At 68.7% G+C, this 23192-nt stretch carries 22 protein-coding genes and 2 tRNA genes; 13 read left to right on the top strand and 11 right to left on the bottom strand.

Annotated elements, in window-relative coordinates:
• Positions 1-3: 3 nt before the first annotated feature.
• Complete coding sequence (locus tag ASD79_RS00440; RefSeq protein ID WP_056719021.1) at positions 4-828, bottom strand: helix-turn-helix domain-containing protein; 825 nt, start codon at positions 826-828, stop codon at positions 4-6.
• Positions 829-951: 123 nt separating this feature from the next.
• On the opposite strand from ASD79_RS00440, the gene ASD79_RS00435 reads away from it, so the two are divergent.
• On the top strand, positions 952-1923 hold the full coding sequence (locus tag ASD79_RS00435) for an alpha/beta fold hydrolase (protein WP_056719019.1): 972 nt from the start codon (positions 952-954) through the stop codon (positions 1921-1923).
• Between the two features lie 80 nt (positions 1924-2003).
• Here the strand turns inward: ASD79_RS00435 and ASD79_RS00430 are convergent.
• Positions 2004-2079 (bottom strand) — tRNA-Ala (locus ASD79_RS00430).
• A gap of 186 nt (positions 2080-2265) precedes the next feature.
• Complete coding sequence (locus ASD79_RS00425) at positions 2266-2736, bottom strand: TIGR02300 family protein (protein ID WP_056719837.1); 471 nt, start codon at positions 2734-2736, stop codon at positions 2266-2268.
• Positions 2737-2852: 116 nt separating this feature from the next.
• Here ASD79_RS00425 and aroA point away from each other — a divergent pair, with 116 nt between their 5' ends.
• The 5 genes from aroA (at position 2853) to mscL (ending at position 7696) form a co-directional block, all read left to right on the top strand.
• Positions 2853-4196: a 3-phosphoshikimate 1-carboxyvinyltransferase gene (gene aroA / locus ASD79_RS00420; RefSeq protein ID WP_056719017.1), complete on the top strand. Its 1344-nt coding sequence runs from the start codon at positions 2853-2855 to the stop codon at positions 4194-4196.
• Positions 4197-4198: 2 nt separating this feature from the next.
• Entirely contained in the window at positions 4199-4849 is a 651-nt protein-coding gene (gene cmk, locus ASD79_RS00415; protein WP_056719016.1) for a (d)CMP kinase, read from the top strand.
• A gap of 132 nt (positions 4850-4981) precedes the next feature.
• Positions 4982-6694: a 30S ribosomal protein S1 gene (gene rpsA / locus ASD79_RS00410; protein ID WP_007676038.1), complete on the top strand. Its 1713-nt coding sequence runs from the start codon at positions 4982-4984 to the stop codon at positions 6692-6694.
• Positions 6695-6917: 223 nt separating this feature from the next.
• Positions 6918-7202: an integration host factor subunit beta gene (locus ASD79_RS00405; protein WP_007676040.1), complete on the top strand. Its 285-nt coding sequence runs from the start codon at positions 6918-6920 to the stop codon at positions 7200-7202.
• Positions 7203-7294: 92 nt separating this feature from the next.
• Complete coding sequence (mscL, locus tag ASD79_RS00400; RefSeq protein ID WP_056719014.1) at positions 7295-7696, top strand: large-conductance mechanosensitive channel protein MscL; 402 nt, start codon at positions 7295-7297, stop codon at positions 7694-7696.
• A 135-nt stretch (positions 7697-7831) separates the two neighbouring features.
• Here the strand turns inward: mscL and ASD79_RS00395 are convergent, their stop codons facing one another.
• The 7 genes from ASD79_RS00395 to acs form a co-directional block, all read right to left on the bottom strand.
• Positions 7832-8620 (bottom strand): LOG family protein, encoded by a 789-nt coding sequence (locus ASD79_RS00395; RefSeq protein ID WP_156400359.1) that lies wholly within the window; start codon positions 8618-8620, stop codon positions 7832-7834.
• 25 nt (positions 8621-8645) lie between these two features.
• Complete coding sequence (locus ASD79_RS00390; protein ID WP_056719010.1) at positions 8646-11510, bottom strand: pitrilysin family protein; 2865 nt, start codon at positions 11508-11510, stop codon at positions 8646-8648.
• Between the two features lie 111 nt (positions 11511-11621).
• The gene (locus ASD79_RS00385; protein WP_056719008.1) at positions 11622-11966 is read right to left on the bottom strand and encodes a hypothetical protein; all 345 of its coding nucleotides are present in this window, start codon (positions 11964-11966) and stop codon (positions 11622-11624) included.
• 58 nt (positions 11967-12024) lie between these two features.
• Positions 12025-13740, bottom strand: coding sequence for a DUF4166 domain-containing protein (locus ASD79_RS00380; protein ID WP_235524290.1), 1716 nt, complete (start codon positions 13738-13740; stop codon positions 12025-12027).
• A complete protein-coding gene (locus tag ASD79_RS00375; RefSeq protein ID WP_056719005.1) occupies positions 13737-14171 on the bottom strand; it encodes a thiol-disulfide oxidoreductase DCC family protein in 435 nt (144 codons plus the stop codon). Before ASD79_RS00375 ends, ASD79_RS00380 begins: the two co-directional genes overlap by 4 nt.
• Positions 14168-14764 carry an SRPBCC family protein gene (locus ASD79_RS00370; RefSeq protein ID WP_056719003.1) on the bottom strand — a complete coding sequence of 199 codons (597 nt, stop codon included), beginning with the start codon at positions 14762-14764 and terminating at the stop codon, positions 14168-14170. Before ASD79_RS00370 ends, ASD79_RS00375 begins: the two co-directional genes overlap by 4 nt.
• Positions 14765-14800: 36 nt before the next feature.
• Positions 14801-16759, bottom strand: a complete 1959-nt coding sequence (acs, locus tag ASD79_RS00365; RefSeq protein ID WP_056719001.1) for an acetate--CoA ligase — start codon at positions 16757-16759, stop codon at positions 14801-14803.
• Positions 16760-17278: 519 nt separating this feature from the next.
• On the opposite strand from acs, the gene ASD79_RS00360 reads away from it, so the two are divergent.
• Together ASD79_RS00360 and ASD79_RS00355 are read left to right on the top strand one after the other, a co-directional pair.
• The gene (locus ASD79_RS00360; RefSeq protein ID WP_082584751.1) at positions 17279-18073 is read left to right on the top strand and encodes an esterase family protein; all 795 of its coding nucleotides are present in this window, start codon (positions 17279-17281) and stop codon (positions 18071-18073) included.
• 104 nt (positions 18074-18177) lie between these two features.
• Positions 18178-18927, top strand: a complete 750-nt coding sequence (locus ASD79_RS00355) for a creatininase family protein (protein ID WP_056718997.1) — start codon at positions 18178-18180, stop codon at positions 18925-18927.
• A gap of 143 nt (positions 18928-19070) precedes the next feature.
• Here ASD79_RS00355 and ASD79_RS00350 read toward each other — a convergent pair whose 3' ends face one another.
• Entirely contained in the window at positions 19071-20039 is a 969-nt protein-coding gene (locus tag ASD79_RS00350; RefSeq protein WP_056718995.1) for a complex I NDUFA9 subunit family protein, read from the bottom strand.
• 144 nt (positions 20040-20183) lie between these two features.
• Here ASD79_RS00350 and ASD79_RS00345 point away from each other — a divergent pair.
• The 5 genes from ASD79_RS00345 (at position 20184) to lptB (ending at position 23118) form a co-directional block, all read left to right on the top strand.
• Positions 20184-20270 (top strand) — tRNA-Leu (locus tag ASD79_RS00345).
• A gap of 189 nt (positions 20271-20459) precedes the next feature.
• The gene (locus ASD79_RS00340; protein WP_056718993.1) at positions 20460-21077 is read left to right on the top strand and encodes a ribonuclease D; all 618 of its coding nucleotides are present in this window, start codon (positions 20460-20462) and stop codon (positions 21075-21077) included.
• A 10-nt stretch (positions 21078-21087) separates the two neighbouring features.
• On the top strand, positions 21088-21726 hold the full coding sequence (gene lptC / locus ASD79_RS00335; protein ID WP_056718991.1) for an LPS export ABC transporter periplasmic protein LptC: 639 nt from the start codon (positions 21088-21090) through the stop codon (positions 21724-21726).
• 15 nt (positions 21727-21741) lie between these two features.
• The gene (locus ASD79_RS00330; protein ID WP_056718989.1) at positions 21742-22344 is read left to right on the top strand and encodes an LptA/OstA family protein; all 603 of its coding nucleotides are present in this window, start codon (positions 21742-21744) and stop codon (positions 22342-22344) included.
• An 18-nt stretch (positions 22345-22362) separates the two neighbouring features.
• Positions 22363-23118 carry an LPS export ABC transporter ATP-binding protein gene (gene lptB / locus ASD79_RS00325; RefSeq protein ID WP_056718987.1) on the top strand — a complete coding sequence of 252 codons (756 nt, stop codon included), beginning with the start codon at positions 22363-22365 and terminating at the stop codon, positions 23116-23118.
• Positions 23119-23192: the final 74 nt, after the last annotated feature.

Here is a 23192-nt window from a genome sequence, read left to right as displayed (position 1 = left end):
CACCTAGCCCGCCGCCAGTCCTCGGCAGAACGCCGCCGTCTCCTCGTCGGCCGGGAACATGCACTCGACGCGGATCTCCTCCAGGGTGATGTCGCGCGAGGTCCCGAAGGTGGTCAGGGTCGAGAAGAAACTCAGGCGCTGGTCGCCCTTGCGGAACACCACGGTCATCAGCGGCATCGGCGCGGCGCCCAGTTCGCGGTGCTCCCAGCGCGCCGGCACGTCCGGATAGGCCAGCACCTCGTCCAGCAGGGCGCGGGAGACCTTGTCGGAGGGGTGGGTGGCGACCTCGTGGTGCAGGTGGCGGATCAGGTCGCCGGCCACCTCCTCCCAGTTGTCGATGAACGGCCGCATGTCGGCCGGGTCGAACACTTGCCGCATGATGTTTGGGTTGACCTCCTGGCCGTCGCGCAGCCAGCCGAACACCCGGGCCAGGCCGTCATTGGCCATCAGCACGTCCCAGTGGCGGTTGACCACGAAGGCGGGATAGGGCGCCTGTTGCCCGAGGATGAACTCGATGGCCCGCCGCACCAGCGACATCTCCGGCGCCGACAGGGCGGTCTCGCGGTAGCCCGGCGCGTAGCCGGCCGTCACCAGCAGGGCGTTGCGGTCGCGCATCGGCATGTCGAGCGCCCCAGCCAGCAGGGCGACCAGCTCGCGGCTGGGTCGGGCCTTGCCGGTCTCCACGCAGCTGAGGTGACGGGTCGAGACGCCGGCCTCCAGCGCCAGGTCCATCTGGCTCATCCGTCGCGCGCCGCGCCATTCGCGCAGAAGGTCGCCCAAGGGATGGGCCGGAACCGCGCGGAGCGGCGGGGAGGTCATCTGGTTCATGCGTCGATCTTAGCCGCGTCGCGCATGATCGCCATGACCTGTCAGGTCATGGCCGCCGTGATCGACGAGCCTTAGCCATGCTGTCCATCGGGGCTTTCCACCCCATCCCCTGAGGATCGGACCATGCAAAGACGACAGTTCATCACGGCCGCGGCCGGTTTCCTGACCCTGGCGGCGGGCGGCCAGGCGGCGGCGCGCGGCGCCATGCCCCAGACCGGCCAGGACGCCGCGGCGGCGCGCGCCTATCACTCCAACCGGCGGTATGTGGCGACGTCGTTCGGCGACATCGCCTATGTCGAGCGCGGGGCGGGCCAGGTGGCGCTGTTCCTGCACGGCTTCCCGCTCAACAGCTTCCAGTGGCGCGGAGCCCTGGAATGGCTGTCGCCCTATCGCCGCTGCATCGCGCCGGACTCCATGGGCCTGGGTTTCACGCGGGTCGCCGAGGGCCAGGGCGTGACGCCGGCCGACCAGGTGGAGATGCTGGCCACCTTCCTCGACAAGCTGGGGATCGCCACGGTCGACCTGGTCGCCAACGACAGCGGCGGGGCGGTGGCCCAGCTGTTCGTCCTGCGCCATCCGCGGCGGGTCCGCACCCTGCTGCTGACCAATTGCGACGTCGAGCCCGACAGCCCGCCGCCCGCGCTGGCCCCGGTGGTGGCCATGGCCCGCGAGGGGACCTATCCCGACCAGTGGCTGGTTCCGTGGTTCAACGACCACAGGCTGGCCCGCTCACCCCAGGGCTTCGGCGGCATGTGCTTCAGCGACCCGACCCAGCCGACCGACGCGGCGATCGAGATGTATTTCGGTCCGCTGATCGCCACCCCGGCCCGCAAGGCGCTGGTCAACGCCTACACCCTGGGCCTGGACCCCAACCCCCTGGCCGGGATCGAAGCGGCCCTGCGCCAGTGCAAGGTCCCGACCCGCATCGTCTGGGGCATGGCCGACGACATCTTCTCCAAGGACAGTCCGGACTATCTGGACGCCGTCATGCCCAATTCGCGCGGCGTGCGGCGGCTGCCCAAGGCCAAGCTGTTCTGGCCGGAGGAATATCCGGACGTGGTGGCGGAGGAAGCGCGAAAGCTGTGGGGCGTGTGAGGGGGAGGACCCGGGCGCGGCCTCCCCCAGAGGGGAGGCTGAAATGGAAACGGCCGCTCCCTTTAGGGAAGCGGCCGTCTTGGTGGAGCTTAGCGGAGTCGAACCGCTGACCTCTTGCATGCCATGCAAGCGCTCTACCAGCTGAGCTAAAGCCCCAAGGTTCAAGGTTTCCCACTAGGGTTTCCCAAGAATTCCTCAGTGTCTCCGACGGTTCCGAGTGGGTGGCCCCCGAAGAGGCGCGGAACCTATGCCGGGAGGATTTTTGGATCAACCCTCCCGGCGAACTTTTTTCGGATATTTTTCGAGATCGTTGTTCTCGAAAAATATCCCCAGGCCAGCGGCCTAGCGATCGTCGTCGTCGGCGCCCGGCAGGCCCTCGATTTCGTCGTCGAGGACGTCTTCCTCGTCTTCGTCCTCGAGGAACGGAACGTCGTCGGCTTCGTCCTCGGCCAGGTCTTCATCCTCGGCGAAATCGACGCCCAGGTCGTCGGCGCCGGCGGCGGGCGTGGCGGCCGGATCGGCGTCGTCCTCGGCGTCGACCACGTCGGCTTCCACCGCCTGGTCGATTTCCGGGGTCTCATCGACCTCGTCCTCGTAGCCGTCCGGCTCCTTCGGCGCGGCGACGGGCTTTTCGTCCTCGGCGTCGTAGTCCGGCGTGACGGCGCGAGCACGAACGCGGCGCGACTTCAGCGCCTCTTCAGGATCGAACGACTCGCCGCACTTGGGACACAGAGCCGGGCGGCGGCCCAGGTCATAGAATTTCGATTGGCAGTTGGGGCAAATTTGTTTTGCGCCCAATTCGGGATTGGCCAAGTTGGCGACCCTTTGATCCAGATGGGAAAAGCGGCCGGTCACTTGCCATGACGAAGGGCCGCTGTCAAAAGGCAATCCCCTCGCGGAAAGCTTATCACACGGAGGCCGGTGACGGCATGACGGCGGCTGGATTGAAGAGCACGCCCGGTGGGCCCCTCCGCGGAACGGTCCGCGCCCCCGGCGACAAGTCGATTTCGCACCGGTCGATGATCCTCGGCGCCCTGGCTTCGGGGACCACCACGGTCGAGGGTTTGCTGGAAGGCGCCGACGTCCTGGCCACGGCGCAAGCCATGCGGTCGTTCGGCGCGCGGGTCGAACAGGAAGGCCCCGGCCGCTGGCGGATCGAGGGCCAGGGTGGCTTCGTTGAGCCCTCCGATGTGGTCGATTGCGGCAACGCCGGCACCGGCGTGCGGCTGATCATGGGCGCGGCGGCGGGCTTTCCGCTCTGCGTCACCTTCACCGGCGACGGATCCTTGCGCGGCCGGCCGATGGGTCGGGTGCTGGACCCGCTGGCCCGGATGGGCGCCACCTGGCTGGGTCGCGACAAGGGCCGCCTGCCGCTGACCCTGAAGGGCGGCAACCTGCGCGGGCTGTCCTACAAGTTGCCGATGGCCTCGGCCCAGGTGAAGTCGGCCGTGCTGCTGGCCGGCCTGCACGCCGAGGGCGGGGTCGAGGTGATCGAACCCGAGGCCACCCGCGACCATACCGAACGCATGCTGCGGGCCTTCGGGGCCGAGGTGATCGTCGAGGACAAGGCGCATGGGGGAAAGGTGGTGCGGCATATCCGCCTGCCGGCCGGCCAGAAGCTGACCGGGACCCACGTGGCGGTGCCGGGCGACCCGTCGTCGGCGGCCTTCCCGCTGGTGGCCGGACTGATCGTCCCGGGCTCGGAAGTGACGGTCGAGGGCGTGATGCTGAACGTCCTGCGCACCGGCCTGTTCACGACGCTGCAGGAGATGGGCGCCGACCTGACGATCTCGAACGTCCGCGAGAGCAGCGGCGAACAGATCGGCGACATCACCGCTCGCCATTCCCCCGGGATGAAGGGCGTGGTGGTGCCGCCCGAGCGGGCTCCGGCGATGATCGACGAATATCCGATCCTGGCGGTGGCCGCGGCCTTCGCCGAGGGCTCGACCGTGATGCGCGGCATCGGCGAGATGCGGGTCAAGGAAAGCGACCGCATCGCCCTGACCGCGGCCGGCCTCAAGGCCTGCGGCGTCACTGTCGAGGAAGAGCCCGAGGGCATGACGGTGATCGGCACGGCGCGCGGAAACCATCCGGTGCGCGGCGGCGGCCTGGTCCACACCCACGGCGACCACCGCATCGCCATGAGCCATCTGATCCTCGGCATGGCCGCCCAACAGCCGGTCGAGATCGACGAGCCCGGCATGATCGCCACCAGCTTCCCCGGCTTCGCCGACATGATGCGCGGCCTGGGCGGCGACCTGGTCGAGGCTTAGCCATGGGTTTCATGATCGCGGTCGACGGTCCGGCCGCCTCGGGCAAGGGCACGATCGCCCACCGCCTGGGCGCGTACTACGGCTATCCGGTGCTCGACTCGGGCCTGCTCTATCGCGGGGTCGGCGTCCGGCTGGCCGAGAGCGGCGGCGACCTGGACGACGTGGTCGCGGCGACGGCGGCCGCCCAGGCCCTAGAGCCCGCCGAGCTGGAGCGCCCCAGCCTGCGCACCCGCGCGGCCGGTGAGCTGGCCAGCCGGGTCGCCGTCCACACGCCGGTCCGCCTGGCGCTGCGTGAATTCCAGCAACGGTTCGCCGCCCAGGAACCCGGCGCGGTGATCGACGGCCGCGACATCGGCACGGTCATCGCCCCCGACGCGCCAGCCAAGCTCTACATCGCCGCCTCCGCCGAAGTACGCGCCGACCGTCGCTGGAAACAGTTGAGCGGCCAGGGCGAGGCGGTGACCTACGAAGAGATCCTGGCCGACATCCTGCGCCGCGACGAGCGCGACGGCGGCCGCGTGGATTCGCCGATGACCCAGGCCCCCGACGCCGTCTTGCTTGATACGTCGGAAATGACTATAGAGCAGGCCTTCGATGCGGCCCGCCGCATTGTCGAGACGGCGCGCGCCCGGTCGGGAAACCTCCCGGGCTAATCCACCGCCCGCCTCGCCGCCGCTTTGGAAGCGCCGGACCGCAAGACCACCTCACATCACCCGGAATCCCGAGAACCGTCATCCGGCGGCGCTCATCGCAGGGCTTCCCTCAACACGAGACTAAAGATCAGCATGGCTGACGATATGAGCTTCAACCCGACGCGCGACGATTTCGAAGCGCTGCTGAACGATTCCATGGGCGGCCGCGACTTCGCGGAAGGCACCGTCGTCAAGGGCATCGTTGTCGGGCTCGAGAAGGACTTCGCGATCATCGACGTCGGTCTGAAGACCGAAGGCCGCGTCCTGCAAAAGGAATTCGGCGTCGACGAAACCGGCAAGGCGACCATCAAGGTCGGCGACTCGGTCGAAGTCTTCCTGGAACGTCTGGAAAACGCCCTCGGCGAAGCGGTCATCAGCCGCGAAAAGGCCAAGCGCGAAGAAGCCTGGACCCGTCTGGAAGGCGTCTACGCCAAGAACGAACCCGTCATGGGCGCCATCGTCGGCCGCGTGAAGGGTGGCTTCACCGTCGACCTGGGCGGCGCCTCGGCGTTCCTGCCCGGCTCGCAGGTCGACATCCGCCCGGTGCGCGACGTCGGCCCGCTGATGGGCAAGGAACAGCCCTTCGCCATCCTCAAGATGGACCGTCCGCGCGGCAATATCGTCGTCTCGCGTCGCGCCATCCTGGAAGAAGCCCGCGCCGAGCAGCGCACCGAACTGGTGTCGCAGCTGCAAGAGGGTGAAATCCGCGAAGGCGTGGTCAAGAACATCACCGACTACGGTGCGTTCGTGGACCTGGGCGGCATCGACGGCCTGCTGCACGTCACCGACATGAGCTGGAAGCGCGTCAACCACCCGAGCCAAGTGCTCGCCGTGGGCGACACCGTGAAGGTGCAGATCGTCAAGATCAACCCGGACACCCAGCGCATCAGCCTCGGCATGAAGCAGCTGCAGTCCGATCCGTGGGACGGCGTGGAAGCGAAGTACCCGGTCGGCGCCAAGTTCACGGGCCGCATCACCAACATCACCGACTACGGCGCGTTCGTTGAACTGGAAGCCGGCGTCGAGGGTCTGGTGCACGTCTCGGAAATGTCCTGGACCAAGAAGAACGTCCACCCCGGCAAGATCGTCTCGACCTCGCAGGAAGTCGACGTGGTCGTGCTGGACGTCGATCCGTCCAAGCGCCGCGTGTCGCTGGGCCTGAAGCAGGCCCTGGCCAACCCGTGGGATTCCTTCCTGGAAACCCACCCGGTCGGCTCGACCGTCGAAGGCGAAGTCAAGAACGCGACTGAATTTGGTCTGTTCATCGGCCTCGACAACGACATCGACGGCATGGTGCACCTGTCGGACATCGACTGGAGCGCCTCGGGCGAAGAAGCCATGTCGCGCTACAAGAAGGGCGATATCGTCAAGGCCAAGGTCCTGGACGTCGACGTCGAGAAGGAACGCATCTCGCTGGGCATCAAGCAGCTGGGCGGCGATCCGATGTCGGGCGACACCTACCGCAAGAACCAGACCGTGACCGTCACGGTGACGGAAGTCACCACCGGCGGCATCGAAGTGCGCTTCGGTGAGGACGACGCCCTGATGACCGCGTTCATCCGCAAGTCGGACCTGTCGCGCGACCGTCAGGAACAGCGCCCCGAGCGCTTCGCCGTGGGTGACCGCGTCGACGCTCAGATCACCAACATCGACAAGGCGGCTCGCCGCGTCTCGATGTCGATCAAGTCGCTGGAAATGGCCGAAGAGAAGGAAGCCATCGAGCAGTTCGGCTCGTCGGACTCCGGCGCTTCGCTGGGCGACATCCTCGGCGCCGCCCTGCGCGAGCGGGCTACCCCGAAGGAATAGGCTTCCGCTCCTCCGGGAGACGGACCGAAACCAAGTCAGCGGCGGCCGGAGCGATCCGGCCGCCGTTTTCTTTGCCGAACGCAGGTCGATATCGGTCGCGATCCCGACTTAAGCGCACCGTTAACGCAAGCTTTCCCTTGAAGACTCAGGCGTGCTTGGGCAAAGGTCGCACCCGCGCCAGGCCCTCCCTCCCAAGGGCTGCTTTGGGGCGCCGGGGATATCGATGATCAAGTCCGAACTCATCGCCAGGCTCGCGAACGAGAATCCGCACCTGACCCAGAAAGACGTCGAGCGCGTTGTCGGCGTCATTCTCGAACGCATGATCGGTGCGCTCGAGGAAGGTGGTCGCGTGGAGCTCCGCGGTTTCGGCGCCCTGTCCGTGCGTTCGCGCCCGGCCCGCGCGGGTCGCAATCCGCGCACCGGCGAGACCGTCGACGTGCGCGCCAAGCACGTGCCGTTCTTCAAGAGCGGCAAGGAACTGCGCGGCCGGCTGAACGCCGACGAGTAGCGCGACCCCTGGCCAGCGCTCCTGATCGCTCACCCTTGACGGTTGTGGGCGAACGCCTTCAGCTTCCCGACCTTAGCGTCGGAGAAGCCCGCATGAGCATCGTCAAGGAATTCCGCGAGTTCATCGCTCGCGGCAACGTCATCGACCTGGCGGTCGGCGTCATCATCGGCGCGGCGTTCAACGGCATCGTCAAGAGCCTGGTCGACCAGGTGATCATGCCGCCGATCGGCCTGCTGATGGGCGGACTCGACTTCTCCAAGCTGGAATGGGTGCTCAAGCCCGAAGACCTGGCGACCACCACGGTCGAGAAGGTGGCCATCCAGTATGGCGCCTTCATCAATACCCTGATCCAGTTCCTGATCGTGGCCGTGGTGGTGTTCCTGCTGGTCAAGGTGGTCAACAAGATCCGCCGGGCCGACGAACCCGCGCCAGCCGGGCCGACGCCCGAAGAGACGCTGTTGACCGAGATCCGCGACCTGCTGGCCAAGGCCTGACAAATCAGATCCTCCCCCTGTGGGGGAGGCGGCCGAAGGCCGGTGGGGGGATATTGCTGAGCGGGCGGGTCACTCCCCCCTCCGTCAGCTTCGCTGACACCTCCCCCACAGGGGGAGGACTTAGATCGCCGCCGCCTATTCCTCCGGAACCTGCTCGTCCTTCAATTCGATCGTCTCGCCCGGCTTCAGCCCGCAAGCCAACAGGCTGGACCATACGGTCTCGGCGCTCTCGGCGAACCGGAACAGCTCCAGGTCGACGGGGTTGATCATGCCGTGCTCGGCCAGGGCTTCGAAGTTCACCACCGAGCGCCAATAGGCCTGGTCGAACAGCACGATGGGAATGCGCGGGGCCTTGTCGGTCTGGCGCAGGGTCAGGATCTCGAACAGCTCGTCGAAGGTGCCAAAGCCTCCGGGGAACACCACCAGGGCGTTGGCCCGCATCGCCAGGTGCATCTTGCGCATGGCGAAATAGTGGAAGCGGAACGACAGGTCCGGCGTGGCGTAGGGGTTGGGCTGCTGCTCGCGGGGCAGGGTGATGTTGAAGCCGACGGACGGCGCGCCGGCGTCCCAGGCCCCGCGGTTGGCCGCCTCCATCACCCCCGGGCCGCCGCCGGTGGCGATGACGTTGTCGCGCACGCCGTCGTGTCCGTTCAGGGCCCCGCCGCGCTCGGAGGCGATGCGCCCGAAGCGCCGGGCCTCGTCGTACCAGTGGGCCTGACGCCCGGGACCGTCCTCCCGCACCCGGGCGCTGCCGAACACCACGATGGTCGAGCGCACGCCCCAGGCCCGCAGCGCCTCGTCGGCCTTGGCGAACTCCAGCAGGAACCGCACCCCGCGCATCGACTCGCCGAGCAGGAAGTCCTGGTCCAGGGCCGCCAGGCGATAGGAGGGCGACGCCAGCTGCGCCGCGCGCCTTTCCTCCATATCGGCCTGGCGGTCGTCGGTCATGCTACTTGCCCTTCTTCAGGGTCGGGCTGTCGAGGTCCAGCTGGTCGATCGCGATGGTCTCGGCGCCCGGCAGCACGGCCTTCACCGTGTCGCCGAAGGTCTTGGCGTCGCCGACCACGATGACGCTGGTCTGGGCCGGGTCGAGCACGGTCTTGGAGAAGGTCTGGACGTCGGCGGCCGTCACCGCCTCGACCTTGCCGGTATAGGCCTGGATCTCGTTCAGCGGCACGCCGTAGACCGCCAGGCCGCCGAGGATGTCGGCCAGGCCCTCGGAGGTGCCCAGCTCTCGGCCATAGCCGCCGACCAGCACCGACTTGCGGGCCGCCAACTCGCCGGCCGAGGCCGGAGCGTCGCCCAGCCTGGCCAGTTCTTCGCGGATCAGAGTCACCACCTGGGCGGCGGACTCGTTCTTGGTCTGGACGTTGGCCGAGAAGCCACCGATCGCGGCGCGCGGGGTCAGGCTGGAATTGGCGCCGTAGGACAGGCCGCGCTTGATGCGGATCTCCTGGTTCAGCCGGGACGAATAGCCGCCGCCCAGCACGCCGTTGGCCACCAGGCCGGCATAGTAGCGGGGGTCGGCCCGCAGGATCGCCGGCTTGGCCACCACCACGGCGGCCTGGCCGGTGCCCGGCAGGTCGATGACCAGGTTGCGCGGCGCGTAGCCGGTCGGACCCTTGATCGGGGCGGGGGCGGCGCCGGCCGGCTTCTTCCAGCCGCCGAACGCCTTCTCCGCCAGGGCGAAGCCCTGGTCGGGAGTCAGGTCGCCGGTCAGCACCAGGATGGCGTTGTCGGGCCGCCAGTAGGCGTCGTGGGTCTTGACCAGGGCGTCGCGGGTGATCTTCGGCAGCGAGCCCGGCGTGCCGCTGGCGACGTGGCCATAGCCCGAGCCGGCATAGATCACGGTCGGCACGGCGAAGCCGGCCACGGCGCCCGGCCGCTGCAGGCTGACCGACAGGCCGTCCAGGGCCTCGGTCTTCACCCGCTCCAGCTCCTCGGCCTTGAAGGTCGGGTTCTGGGCGACGTCGGCCATGATCGACAGCCCGGCGGCGGCCTTGTCGGCGATGACGCTGAGGGTCAGGGACGAGGACTCCCACCCCGAACCGGCCTCCAGATTGGCGCCCAGGGCCTCGGTGGCGGCGGCCACCTGGGTGGCGGTGCGGGTCTTGGTGCCTTCGGTCAGCAGTTCGGCGGTCAGGCTGGAGACCCCGGCCAGGCCGGCCGGATCGGCGCCGGCCCCGCCCTTGACGGTGAGGTCGGCGGTGACCAGCGGCAGGTCGCTGGACTTGGCGACGATCACCCGCAGGCCGTTGGCCAGGGTCTTCTCGACCGGCGCGGGCAGGACCGGCGACACCGGCTGGCCCGGGGCCGGCGGCGCGACGCGCTGATCTTCGGGCGCCAGGGTGGTGGCCGGCAGCTTGAGATCCACCGAAGCGGTGGGCTTGGCCGGCTCGAACGGATCCTTGGCGCCGGCCGGCCTGGCCGATTCCGGCAGGTAGCGGACCACCACGCGACGGTCGTCGACCAGGTACTTCCTGGCCACGCGCTGGACGTCGGCGGCGGTCACCGCCTGCAGGGCGGCCAGGTCGGTGTTGGCGCGGGCGGCGTCGCCCTCGGTGCGCAGGGCGTAGCCGATGGCGAAGGCGCGGCCGTCGATGGTCTCACGGCCGCGCACGGCGTCGGCCAGCAGGCCGGCCTTGGCCTCGGCCAGTTCGGCCGGCGTCGGCGGGGCGTCGCGCAGACGGGCGACTTGGGCGCTCAACGAGGCTTCACCTTGTTCGACCGTCTTGCCGCCGGCCATGATCGCGCCGACGTAGAAAATCCCCGGCTGGGCGTTGGTGCTGGTCGAAGAGAAGATCGACTGGGCGATCTGCTGGTCATAGACGAGGCTGTTGTACAGCCGCGACGACTTGCCGGCCGACAGGATGGCGTCCAGCACCGACAGAGCCGGGGCGTCCGGATCGGCGGCGGCCGGGGCCAGCCAGGTCATGGCTACGCCCGGCAGCGGCACGTTGGGGCCGTAGGTGGTGACGGTCCTGGGGCCGGCGCGCGGCGGCTCGACCACCGTCACCGGCTTGATCGCCCCGGCCGGGGTCTTCAGGCCCGCGAAATACTGGTCGATCCAGGCGTTCAGCTGGGCTTCGTCATAGTTGCCGACCACGATCAGGGCGGCGTTGTCGGGGCGGTAATAGGCGGCGTGGAAGGCGCGCACGTCATCGACGGTGGCGGCGTCCAGCTCCTCGATCGAGCCGATGCCCGGGCGCTTGTAGGGGTGCTGGGCGAACGAGGCCTGGGTGATGTAGAGGTTGAAGAACCGGCCGTAGGGATTGGCCAGCACCCGCTGGCGCAGCTCTTCCTTGACCACGTCGCGCTCGGACTTGAACACTGCGTCGTCGATGACCAGCGAGCCCAGGCGCTCGGCCTCGGCCCACAGCAGGCGCTGCAGGTGGTTGGCGGGCACCACCTCGTAATAGTTGGTGAAATCGTCGTAGGTGGAGGCGTTGTTGAAGCCGCCGACGTCCTCGGTCAGGCGGTCGAAGAACTCGTTGGGCATGTTGCGCGTCGATTTGAACATCAGGTGTTCGAACAAATGCGCGAAGCCCGAACGGCCCTCGGGGTCGTCCTTGCTGCCGACGCCGTACCAGACCTGCACCGTGACGTTGGGGGTGCTGGCGTCGCGCGAGGTGAACACCTTCATGCCGTTGGCCAGCGTCCGCTCCTTGTAGACGATCGGCGGCACGGCCACGCCGGCGGCCGGCGCCGGGCTGGCGGTCTGGGCATGGGCCCCACCCGCGACCACGAGCGGCGACAGGGCGGTGGTCGAGAGGGCCAGCGCCACGAGGGCGGCCTTGGCGGCGGGACGGATCATGAGGGCGGCGCTCCGAAAGCTTGAGGGCGCGACCCTAGCATCCGAGCCAAAGACGCCAAGATTACCGTCTTGTCATCTTGCCCCCTCGCATCTTCGACGCCTGCCCCGGAACTAGTTGTCGATAATGGTGATCGACTGGAGCGCCGTGTAGTGCCCGGTGCATCCGGTCGCGTTCGAAATCTCGACGACGACGTTCTTCCTGGCCGTCAGGGCCGTCAAAGCGACGCTGAGCAGAGCCGGGCCGGAGGGGTCGGCCAAATCGATCGTGAAGATGGTCGTGTTGCAGATGACGGGCGTCGCCAGATAGACGAACGCCACCGGAGCAGCGCCGGCCTTATAAGGCCGGATCGATTTGATCAACACCTGCGGGCTTGTCGGCTCCGCCAGGACCGTGCTGGTTGTGGCCATCGCCAGGCTGAGGGTGGCGGCGGCGAACGCCTTGGCGAGCTTTTGCATTTTCAATCCGGAGGCTGAGCTTGACGAAGAGCCTAGGGCTACCGGAGGCCCTCTGTCTTCAACTCAAGCTTAAAGGGGTGTGATCTGCCGATTTTTCAAGCTCTGAAGCCGTCGATGGTGATGAGAGCCGCCCCGCATAGCCGAAGATCACCCCCAGCCAGCGGTGGGCGACCAGCACGCGGAAGCGATAGACGCCGTTCCGGCTGAAGGTCCGGGCCCGGGTCCGCGGCGCCCAGGCGCGAGGCAGGGGGATCGGTCCCAGCCGCCAGCCCTCGAAGGTCCACGAGAAACCGCCGGGATAGGGCGCGGCGGTGAAGCGGAAGGTCAAGAGCGCGACGGTCTCCTCGAACGCCCAGGGATCGTCCCTGACCGGCGTGATCACCGAACCGAAGGTCCGGGTCCCGAACCGGCGGGTCCAGCGCTCGCTCGCGCCGTCGGGGGCGATGGTCACCGTGGTGGCGTGGACCCCGGCCGGCGGCATGCCCTGCAGGCGGCGGACCAGGGAGGCCAGGCCGGGCGCGCCGCGACCCCGGGCCCGACCGGTCAAGGTGACGACCTCGGTTCCTGCATGGGCGTGGCGGACGGCCGGCGGTAGCGCGGCCCAGGCGTCGCCCAGCAGGCGCGGGAACAGGCCGGCGGTGTCGGGCCGCTGGCTTTCCAGCTGGGTGCGGATTGGCAGGTCACGCAGCGGATCGAGAAGGGCGTCGAGGGACAGCAGGCCGACGCAGGGCGCGGCGCGAGGCGGGGCCGCGAGCCGACCGTCGACCAGGGCCCGCAGGATCGCCGCCGCCGGGGCGGCCGGGGTGTTCGGACCGGCGCCGGCTTCAGCGCACAGGCTCCAGCGGGCCAGGCGTCGCGCCCCGTCGGCGTCCAGCCCCTCGGCGTGGACCACCATGCCGCCGCGATCCGAGCCCAGCGGCGCGACCAGGCCCGCGGCCTCGCCCAGCACGACGGCCAGGGGCTCCAGCGACCGGACCAGCCGGGCCCGGCGCAGGAAGCTCAGCGCCCAGAGGCCCAGGTGCAGGACCGGCAACTCCAGCCCGGCCCGGAAGGTGGCCTCGCGGCGGGCGTGGAACCGGGCGGGCAACAGGTCGAGGTCGGGGGTCTCGGCCAGGCTGGTCCAGCGAAGGCCAAGGCCCGGGAACGGCATGCGGCGCGGCCGGCTCCAGCCGGGCAGCGTGGTCCAGTGTCCCTCGGTGAACAGCCGCACCGGCCCGCCGGCCCAGGCCAGGAGGGCGCGGATCACCGACAGGCCACGCGGAGCCCGGGCGCCGGGCGAGATCGCCGCCTCGACCCGGTCGATCTGGGTCCAGCCGACGGTCATGGCGTCGAGCGCGGCGTGGCTGAGGGCCGGGGTCGAGCTGGCGCCGGTGATCGCCCAGCGCCCGGCCGCCCGGGCCTGGTCGTCCAGCGCCGCCTCGAACCCGCCGACGAAGTCGCGCGCGTCGGCCAGGTCGACATAGTGGGCGCCGGCCTTGAGCACGGCGCGGGGGAAGGCGTGGTCCTGGCCCTGGAACGGTCCGGCGGCGTCGAACACCGCCCAGGGCGCCAGCGCCGCCAGGCCCTTGGGATCCAGGCGGTCGAGGCGGGCGACCTCGATCTTCGCCGCCGGCTTGGTCTTTCCCAGGGTCGCGGCCAGGGCCTCCAGCGGCGGCGTGTTCCGCGCCGCGAGCACCAGCACGACGTCGGGCCAGCGGGCGATCATCGCCGCCAGCCGCCGACCGAAGACCCCGCTGGCCCCGACCAGGACGATGCGTCTGCGGGCCTGGGTCATGAGTCGCTCGCGGGGGCCGGCGGCTCGAGGATGAAGCGGGCTTTCTGGGCCGGGGTCGGCAGCATGCAGGTCTTGCGTTTGCCCAGCAGCCGGTAGCGGTTGGCGGCCAGCCAGTCATAGCCGGCGTCGCGCCAGGCCTCCGGCAGGGCGCCGACCACCGCCAGCCATGACCACGGCGGGCCCAGCCGGCGCAACAGGGCCAGGATCGCGGCGCTCTTCGCCAGGGCCCGGCCGTTGTCGAGGAACAGGAAGCTGGTCGGCTGGTCCGGGTCGATCCCGTGGGCCACGGCCAGTTGGCGGCCATAGGTCGACTGGATGGGGGTGAAACGGATCAGGCCCTTGCGGTCCATGGCCAGCACCGCCCGCACTGAACCCGAGCACAGGTTGCACACCCCATCGAACAGCCACAGCGGCTCTGGCGCCGGGCTCATCGCGCCGCCACGCTCTCGCGGCGCAGGGCCCGCAGCGCGGCGGGAACGTCGCGGCGCATGGCGATCACCGTCAGGCCGGATGGCATGCCGTAGGGCGCCTGGGCGCGGTTCTCATAGGTCACGCGGGTGGCCCGGCCGTCATCGAGCGGCTCCAGCAGCCACTGGCCTTCGCAGGCCTTGATGTCGCCGTCCACGCAGCGGAAGGCGATCCGCCGCGGCGGGTCCAGCTCCAGGCGCGACACCGAATGGAAGGCCGGCAGCAGGAAGCTCCACTTCACCACGTGCTCGCGCAGTTCGCCGCGGCCGGAGGGGTCGCGCCACAGCACCGTGCAGCGCTTGACGCTGGGGGTCATCCGCGCCGCCCGCTCGCAGTCGAGGATGGTGCGCCAGACGGCCTCGGGCGGGGCGGCGATGTCGATCATCGCCCGCACCGATCCGCCGCGCCCGCCCGGATCGGGACGGGCTTCCAGGGCGACCTCGCCGCTCTCGACCCGGCGCAGCCAGTCGGGTTTCGGCGTATCGGCCGCCGCAGCGGAGGCGAGCCCGAAGGCCACCAGCACCACCAACGCAACGACGGGACCGAACTTGGGCATGGGGTGAAGCCTAGCCGGTTTTCGTCTCCATGCGCATCAAGCGTTGGCGCGATTTTTCACCAGGTCGTCGACGACGCCGGGGTCGGCGAGGGTCGAGGTGTCGCCCAGGGAGCCCAGTTCGTTCTCGGCGATCTTGCGCAGGATGCGGCGCATGATCTTGCCCGAGCGGGTCTTGGGCAGGCCAGGGGCCCATTGCAGCACGTCCGGCGCGGCGAACGGCCCGATCTCCTGGCGCACCCAGAGGATCAGGTCCTTGCGCAGCTGGTCGGTCGAGGTGACCCCCGCCTTGAGCGTCACATAGGCGTAGACGCCCTGGCCCTTGATGTCGTGCGGGTAGCCGACCACGGCCGCCTCGGCGACGGCGGCGTGGGCGACCAGGGCGCTCTCGATCTCGGCGGTGCCCAGGCGGTGGCCCGAGACGTTGATCACGTCGTCGACCCGGCCGGTGATCCAGTAGTAGCCGTCTTCGTCGCGGCGGCAGCCGTCGCCGGTGAAGTACTTGCCCGGATAGGCGCTGAAATAGGTCTCGAAAAACCGGCCGTGGTCGCCATAGACCGTGCGCATCTGGCCCGGCCAGCTGTCGGTGATCACCAGGTTGCCCTCGGTGGCGCCCTCCAGCACCTTGCCCTCGGCGTCGACCAGCTGCAGCTTGACGCCAGGCAGCGGCTTGGTGGCCGAGCCGGGCTTCAGGGCCGTGGCCCCGGGCAGGGGCGAGACGAGAATGCCGCCGGTCTCGGTCTGCCACCAGGTGTCGACGATCGGCAGGCGGTCCTTGCCGACCACCCGGTGGTACCACAGCCAGGCCTCGGGATTGATCGGCTCGCCGACGCTGCCCAGCAGCCGCAGCGAGGACAGGTCATTCTTTGTCACCCAGTCGTCGCCTTCGCGCATCAGGGCCCGCAGGGCGGTGGGGGCGGTGTAGAAGATCTCGACCTTGTGCTTGTCGACCACCTCCCAGAACCGGGCCGGGGTGGGATAGTTGGGCACGCCCTCGAACATCAGGCTGGTCCCGCCATTGGCCAGCGGGCCGTAGACCACGTAGCTGTGGCCGGTCACCCAGCCGACGTCGGCCGTACACCAGAACACTTCGCCCTTCTTGCCTGGGGAAGAGGGGCGATAGTCGAACACCGCCTCGTGGGTCCAGCTGGCCCAGGCCAGGTAGCCGCCGGTGGTGTGCAGCACGCCCTTGGGCTTTCCGGTCGAGCCGGAGGTGTAGAGGATGAACAGCGGATCCTCGGCGCTCATCGGCTCGGGCGGGCAGTCGGCCGAGGCGGCGGCCTGGACATCGTCCCAGACCACGTCGCGGCCCGCGACCAGGTCGACCTCGGCCCCGGTCCAACGGACCATCAGCACCTTGTCGACCTGCGGGCACTGTTCCAGGGCCTTGTCGACATTGGCCTTCAGCGGCACGCGCTTGCCGCCGCGACGGCCCTGGTCGGCGGTGATCACCAGGCGGCTCTCGCAGTCCTGGATGCGGCCGGCGATCGAGTCCGGCGAGAAACCGCCGAACACCACCGAGTGCACGGCGCCGATGCGGGCGCAGGCCAGCATGGCCACCGCCGCCAGCGGAATCATCGGCAGGTAGATGGTGATCCGGTCGCCCTTCCTGGCGCCCAGGTCCTTGAGGACATTGGCCATCTTGCAGACCTGAGCGTGCAGTTCTCCATAGGTGACGGTGTGCGAGACGCCCGGCTCGTCGCCTTCGAAGATCAGGGCGACCTCGTCGGCGCGATGGGGCAGATGACGGTCCAGGCAGTTGACCGAGGCGTTGAGCACCCCGTCGGCGTACCAGCGGATGCGGAAGTCGTCCTTGGCGAACGAGACGTCCTTGATCTGGGTGGGCGCGGTGATCCAGTCCAGCCGAGCGGCGAGGTCGCGCCAATAGCCCTCGGGATCGGCCTCGACCCGCGCCAGGGCGGCCTCATAGCCGGCGGCGTCGATATGCGCCTTGCCCGCCCAGTCGTCGGGAACCGGAAAAACCTGACCGTCGCTCACGCCGTCTACTCCCTTGGTCTTGTTGCGCGGGAGTTATGCGCGGAGGGCCTGGATGCGCAAGCAGACCATTGGGGAATTTCAAGATCCGTCGCGCCTTGCTTCGGCCATTCCATGCAATGCAGGGTAGCGATTTGGCGGTCAGGGGATTCACGATGCGGTGGTTTGGGGGATTGTTGCTGACGGCGGCGGCCTTGGCCGGTGCGACGGCCATGGCGGCGAACGAACAGCCCCAGCCGGTGAAGCGCTCGAAATTCATTCCTGATTGCGAAATCGGATCGGTCGTCGACCTCTGTCGCGCACCGGTCGATTTCGACGCCGTCCAGGCCGCCGCGCGCCTGGGCGACCAACCTTTGGCCTATTGGATCGAGGGGCAGACGCTCAAGGTCGTCGCCCGCAACACCGTCCCGGCCTTGAAGCTGACCGGCTCGATTCAGGACGGCATGGCCCCCTTGGCCGAGAATCCCGAGGGTCGGCTGTGGGCGGCCGCCTATCGCCTGCCCCACCTGGACGAGTCCCTGATTGAGATGCGCCTGCGGCCCGATCCCAACCCCGATCCCGCCAAAGGCGTCCTGCTCACCTGGCGCGGATCGCGGGCCCCGGCGCCCGAAGCGCCGGCCCGCTGTCCTCCAGGGCCGCATCGAAACCCTCGCCGTCGCCAGCCCCGCCCTGAAGAGCGAACGCAAGGTGTCGATCTATCGCCCCAAGGCTCCGCCGCCGCCCGGAGGCTATGGCGTCGTGGTGATGACCGATGGCGGCGACCTGGAGCAGTACGCGCCCGTCGTCGACGCCCTGATCGCCGAGGGTCGCATCCGACCGCTGGTGATGGTCGGGGTGTGGGCGGCCTATGATCCGGCGGTCACCGCGCCCGGCGGATTGCGCTGGCGCGAGTATGGCAAAGGCGCCGACGAGGCCGCCTATGCGGCCCACGCCGCCTTCGTGCTCGACGAGCTGCTGCCCAGGCTGCAGCGCGGCGAACGTCTGAGCGACAAGGCTGGCGACTGGATGCTGTTCGGCTTCTCCAATGGCGCGGACTGGTCCCTGGCCATCGCGACCAGTCATCCGGACCGGTTCGGATCGGTGGCGGCCTTCTCGCCCGCCGACGGCGCCGTCGACTTCTCGAAGGCCGGGGAGCTGCGGGTGTTCCTGGAGGCCGGTCGCTACGAGACGCCGTTCCTGATCGCCGCCGGCAAGGTCCGTGACGCCGCCTTGGCCGCAGGAACGCCCTGTACGCTGGACACCTACTATGTCGGCCACAGCAGTGGCGTCTGGCGGATGCAACTGGCCAAGACCCTGGTCGCGGTGTTCGGCCGCTAGCCGGGCCGGCTCAAATGAGGTCGGCGCCGTCGCTGGATCGGCGTAAAGCCATGCCAAAGATGTCGTCTCGCGGTTTGTTTCGCGATTCTGCGGAGTTCCCAGCCATGCTGCTCGCCCTTTCGACCTGGCCCGAGATCGAAGCCTTTCTTGAGACCTCGAAGACGGTGGTGGTGCCGATCGGCTCCAACGAACAGCACGGGCCGACGGGCCTGCTGGGCACCGACTGGCTGTGCCCGGAGATCATCTCGCACGAGGCCAGCAAGCTGTCGGCGACCGTGCTGGTGGCCCCGACCTTCAATGTCGGCATGGCCCAGCACCACCTGGCCTTTCCGGGCACCATCTTCCTGCGGCCCTCGACCTTCATCGCCGCGATCGGCGACTGGGTGCGGTCGCTGGGGGCCCACGGCTTCGAGAAGATCTATTTCCTCAACGGCCACGGCGGCAACGTCGCCTCGATCGAGGCGGCCTTCTCCGAGATCTACGCCGACTACAGTTTCCGCGGGGAGCGCGCGCCCTTCGCCCTCAAGCTCAAGAACTGGTGGGACCTCCGGGGGGTTCTCTCCCTGGCCAACCAGCAGTTCCCGATCGGACACGGCAGCCACGCCACCCCGTCGGAGATCGCGGTGACCCAGTGGGGCTATCCAGCCAGCATCAAGACCGCCGCCTACGAACCGAGGATCGCGCCCACCGGGCCGATCCGCGAGGCGCTCGACTTCCGCGCTCGCTACGCCGACGGCCGGATGGGTTCCGACCCGGCCCAGGCGACGCCGGAAAAGGGCGGGGCGCTGGTGGCGCTGGCGGCCAAGTCGCTGATCGGGGACCTGGCCGATTTTTCGGCGGAGCCGCGGGTCTAGGCGGGTCTGCCAGGCGCCCTCATACCGCGGGACTACACACCTACAGCATTTTCGAGCGAAGTGGATGCCGGTTCGCGTGAAGAAAATGCGCTAAAAACAAAGACCTAGAGCCCCGGCCTGATGCAGTCAGGTCGGGAAACGCTCTAGAACGCCCCGGCCGGAACCTCGGCGTACTGGCCGCCCTTGCGGTAGCGGTAGAGGTAGGACGGGACGATCGCCTCGACGGCGGTTGGGACGACCCCGGCCTCGACCAGGCCCGGCAGGCCGTTGCCTGCGACATTGTCGGCCTTCAGCGACTCGACCTGGTCCGACGTCAGCGGCGGGGCCAGGGGCACGACGGCGGCGAAGACGTCGCCCAGCTTGCCGATCAGCGACGCGGCGAACCACGGCAGCGGGACCAGCAGGCGATTGCGGCCGGTCTCGCGCAGGATCATCTCCAGCAGCGCCTTGAAACTGTAGACGGTCGGGCCGCCCAGCTCGTAGGTCAGGCCCTCGGCGGACGGGCTGGCGACGGCCTTGGCCACCACCTGGGCGACATCGCCGACGAACACCGGCTGGAACTTGGTCTCGCCGCCGCCGATCAGCGGCAGGGCGGGGAACAGGCCGGCCATTTCGCCGAACTTGTTGAAGAACTTGTCGTCGGCCCCGAAGACCACCGACGGGCGCAGGATCACCGCGCCGGGGAAGGCCTCGCGCACGGCGGCCTCGCCCATGGCCTTGGTGCGAGCGTATTTCGACGGCGACTCCAGGTCGGCGCCGAGGGCCGAGATATGCACCAGGCGCTTGACGCCGGCGGCCTTGGCCTGTTCGGCGACGGTCCTGGCGCCCATGGCGTGCAGGGCCTGGAATTTCTGTCGGCCGGTCTCCCAGAGCACGCCGACCAGGTTGATGGCCGCTTCCGCGCCGTCGAGCGCGCGGGCCACCGAGGGGGCGTTGCGGACATTGGCCTGCACGACCTCGATCTGGCCGACATCGCCGAGCATGCGCATCTTGTAGGCGAGGTTGGGCTGGCGCACCGCGACGCGGACGCGATAGCCCGCCCTGGCGAGCGCCCGAACGACCTGGCCGCCGACGAAGCCGGAGCCGCCGAACACCGTGACCAGACCCTGCATAATCTACCTCATCCTAAAGCCGTGAGCCGGGGGATAGACGAGCCGGAGGCCAATCGCAACGAAATGCGCAACTTGGCGATTGACGCGGCCAGAACCATTGCATAAACGTCCCGGCCTCGCGGCGATCCACGGATTGCCCCGCAGGCCCAGGTGGCGGAATTGGTAGACGCGCTGGCTTCAGGTGCCAGTGACTGAAAGGTCGTGGAGGTTCGAGTCCTCTCCTGGGCACCACCCCCTACCAACCCTCGAAAGAGGGTCGGGGTGGAGCCACCCGGTTTCCCGCCGATCGAGCGTGTTCCGGGCAGGCTATCCTTGAGATAGATATCCTGTTCATCCAGCATATAGTGTCGGCGCCCTATTTTGGCGTGTCGGGAATTCGGACGTCCGTGCGACGAGACCGAGGCGCGGAGACGAAGAGACTTGGCTAATTTCCTGCATGAAGGCGATCTGCCCGACGGCGTCTTCGCCGGCGCGACCGCTATCGCCATCGATTCCGAGACCATGGGCCTGCGCCTGGGCCGCGACCCGCTGTGCGTGGTGCAACTGTCGTCGGGCGACGGCGACGCCCACGTCGTGCGCCTGGACCGCTCGACCTACGACGCGCCCAACCTCAAGCGCCTGCTGACCGACCCGGCCGTGGTGAAGCTTTTCCACTTCGGCCGCTTCGATATTGCCATGTTCCTGTTGCATCTGGGTGTCATGACCGCCCCGGTGTACTGCACCAAGATCGCCTCGAAGCTGGCCCGCACCTATACCGACCGCCACGGCCTGAAGGACGTGACGCGCGAACTGGTCGGCGTCGAGCTCTCCAAGGTCCAGCAGAGCTCAGACTGGGGCGCGGCGACGCTGTCGCCCGAACAGCTGGCCTACGCGGCCTCCGACGTGCTGCATCTCCACGCTCTGCGCCAACGCCTCGACGCCATGCTGGTCCGCGAAGGCCGCATGGAACTGGCCCAGGCCGCCTTCGACTATCTTCCCCACCGCGCCGCCCTGGATCTGGCCGGCTGGGAAGACGTCGACATCTTCGCCCACAGCTGAAGGGCCGCGGATGACCACCCTGGACGCGGATCGTGGCGGCTATAGGCGGGACTTGCGCCGCTGGCGTCGCCGCTCGCGTCGCGTCCGCCTGGCGCGCGTCGTGCTGCCGGTGGCGATGGTCGCGATCCTGGCGTCGGTCGGCGGCCAGGTCGTCTGGCGCAGCGTCACCGCCGGCGACCGGCGACCAGCCGAGAACAAGGCGCAGATCCGGATGATCACGCCGCGGTTCTACGGCCAGTCCAGCGACGGCCGCCCTTTCATCATCACCGCCCGCTCGGCCGTGCGCGACGAAGCCGACCTCAAGCGGGTGTTCCTCGACGCCCCGACCCTGACCCTGGGCGTCGGCAGCCCCGCCCCGACGCGATCGACCGCCGACCGCGGCATCTATCGCGAGGACACGCTGAAACTGCAGCTGTTCGGCAATGTGCGTATGGACGACGGGGCTGGCTACCGCTTCGCCTCGAACGAGGCGATGGTCGACACCCGCACCGGTAACATCACCGGTGAAACCACGCTTCAAGGCGAAGGCCCAACTGGACAGGTGCAATCCAACGCCTACTCCGTATATGACAAGGGCGATCGCATCATCTTCCGGGGTGGCGTGAAGACACGGATTGACCGGAAGACCGGCGAGTCGGTCCAAGAATAGATGAGGACGCGGTTGATGAATCGATGGATGGCGCCGGCGGCGATCGCCCTCAGCCTCTTGGGCGGCCAGGCTCTCTTGGGTGGGCGCGCCCTGGCGCAGACCACACCGGGCAGCGCCAACAACTCCAGCGCGCCCGTGGACATTTCCGCCGACGAGCAGGAGGTCATCACCAGCCAGTGCAAGACCATCTTCCGCGGCGCGGTCGAGGTCCTGCAGGACAAGGCTCGCATGCGCGCCAACGTGATGACGGTCTATAACCGGCGCAAGACGCCCGGCAAGACCTCGTCCAACAGCCCCGGCGCGCCGGGCGGCAACAACGATTGCGGCGACGTCGACCGGGTCGAGGCCGACGGCAACGTCTTCTACGTCACGCCGGAACAGACCGTGCGCGGCGACCACGCGGTCTACGACTACGGGACCGACACCGTCGTCGTCACCGGCGACGTGGTGGCCGTCCAGGGCCAGGACGTCGCCCGAGGCGACCGCATGACCATCAAGACCAAGACCAACGACGTGAAGATGGAATCCAACGCCACGGGGCGCGGCAAGCCCCGGGTGCGCGCGGTGCTCTATCCCGACCAGAACAAAGACAAGAAGCCCGCCGCCGGCAAGCCGTAGGATCCCATGGCGTTTTCAATGCAATCCCTGCGGGTCGACAGCACCGGCGACGGCCTGTTCGTCGATGCGATCGGCAAGTCATTCGGCGATCGTCCGGTCGTCAAGAGCGTGTCGCTGAGCCTCAAACGCGGCGAGGTCGCCGGCCTGCTGGGCCCCAACGGGGCCGGCAAGACCACCTGCTTCTACATGATCACCGGCCTGGTCGCCGCCGACTACGGCTCGATCTACCTGGACGGCGAGGACATCACCGGCCAGCCGATGTTCCAGCGCGCCCGCATGGGTGTCGGCTATCTGCCGCAGGAAGCCTCGATCTTCCGGGGCATGACGGTCGAGCAGAACGTCATGGCCGTGGTCGAGATGCGCCAGAAGAGCCAGCGCAAGGCCCGTGAGCAAGTGACCAGCATCCTGGAAGAGCTGCGCATCACCCACATCCGCAAGTCGCCGGCCGTCGCCCTGTCGGGCGGCGAGCGTCGCCGGGTGGAAATCGCCCGCGCCCTGGCCAGCGAACCATCGTTCATGCTGCTGGACGAACCCTTCGCCGGCATCGACCCCCTGGCCATCGCCGACATCCGCGAGGTGATCGGCTATCTGCGGGGTCGCGGCATCGGCATCCTGATCACCGACCACAACGTGCGCGAGACGCTGGACATCATCGACCGCGCCTCGATCATCCACGCCGGCGAAGTGCTGTTCGAGGGCTCGCCTCAGGAGATCGTCGACAATCCGGAAGTGCGCCGCGTTTACCTGGGCGACAGTTTCGCCGAGCGGACCTAGGCTTTTTCGGTTCATGCCTGGCCTGGTCTGGGCGTGAACCGCGATCCCCTCGGATCATGAATTCAGCAAACCCT

It is taken from the genome of Caulobacter sp. Root655 (genome assembly GCF_001427665.1).
Classification (GTDB): domain Bacteria; phylum Pseudomonadota; class Alphaproteobacteria; order Caulobacterales; family Caulobacteraceae; genus Caulobacter.
Note: the sequence above shows the minus strand (reverse complement) of the source record. Positions and strands in the feature narration are given on the sequence as shown.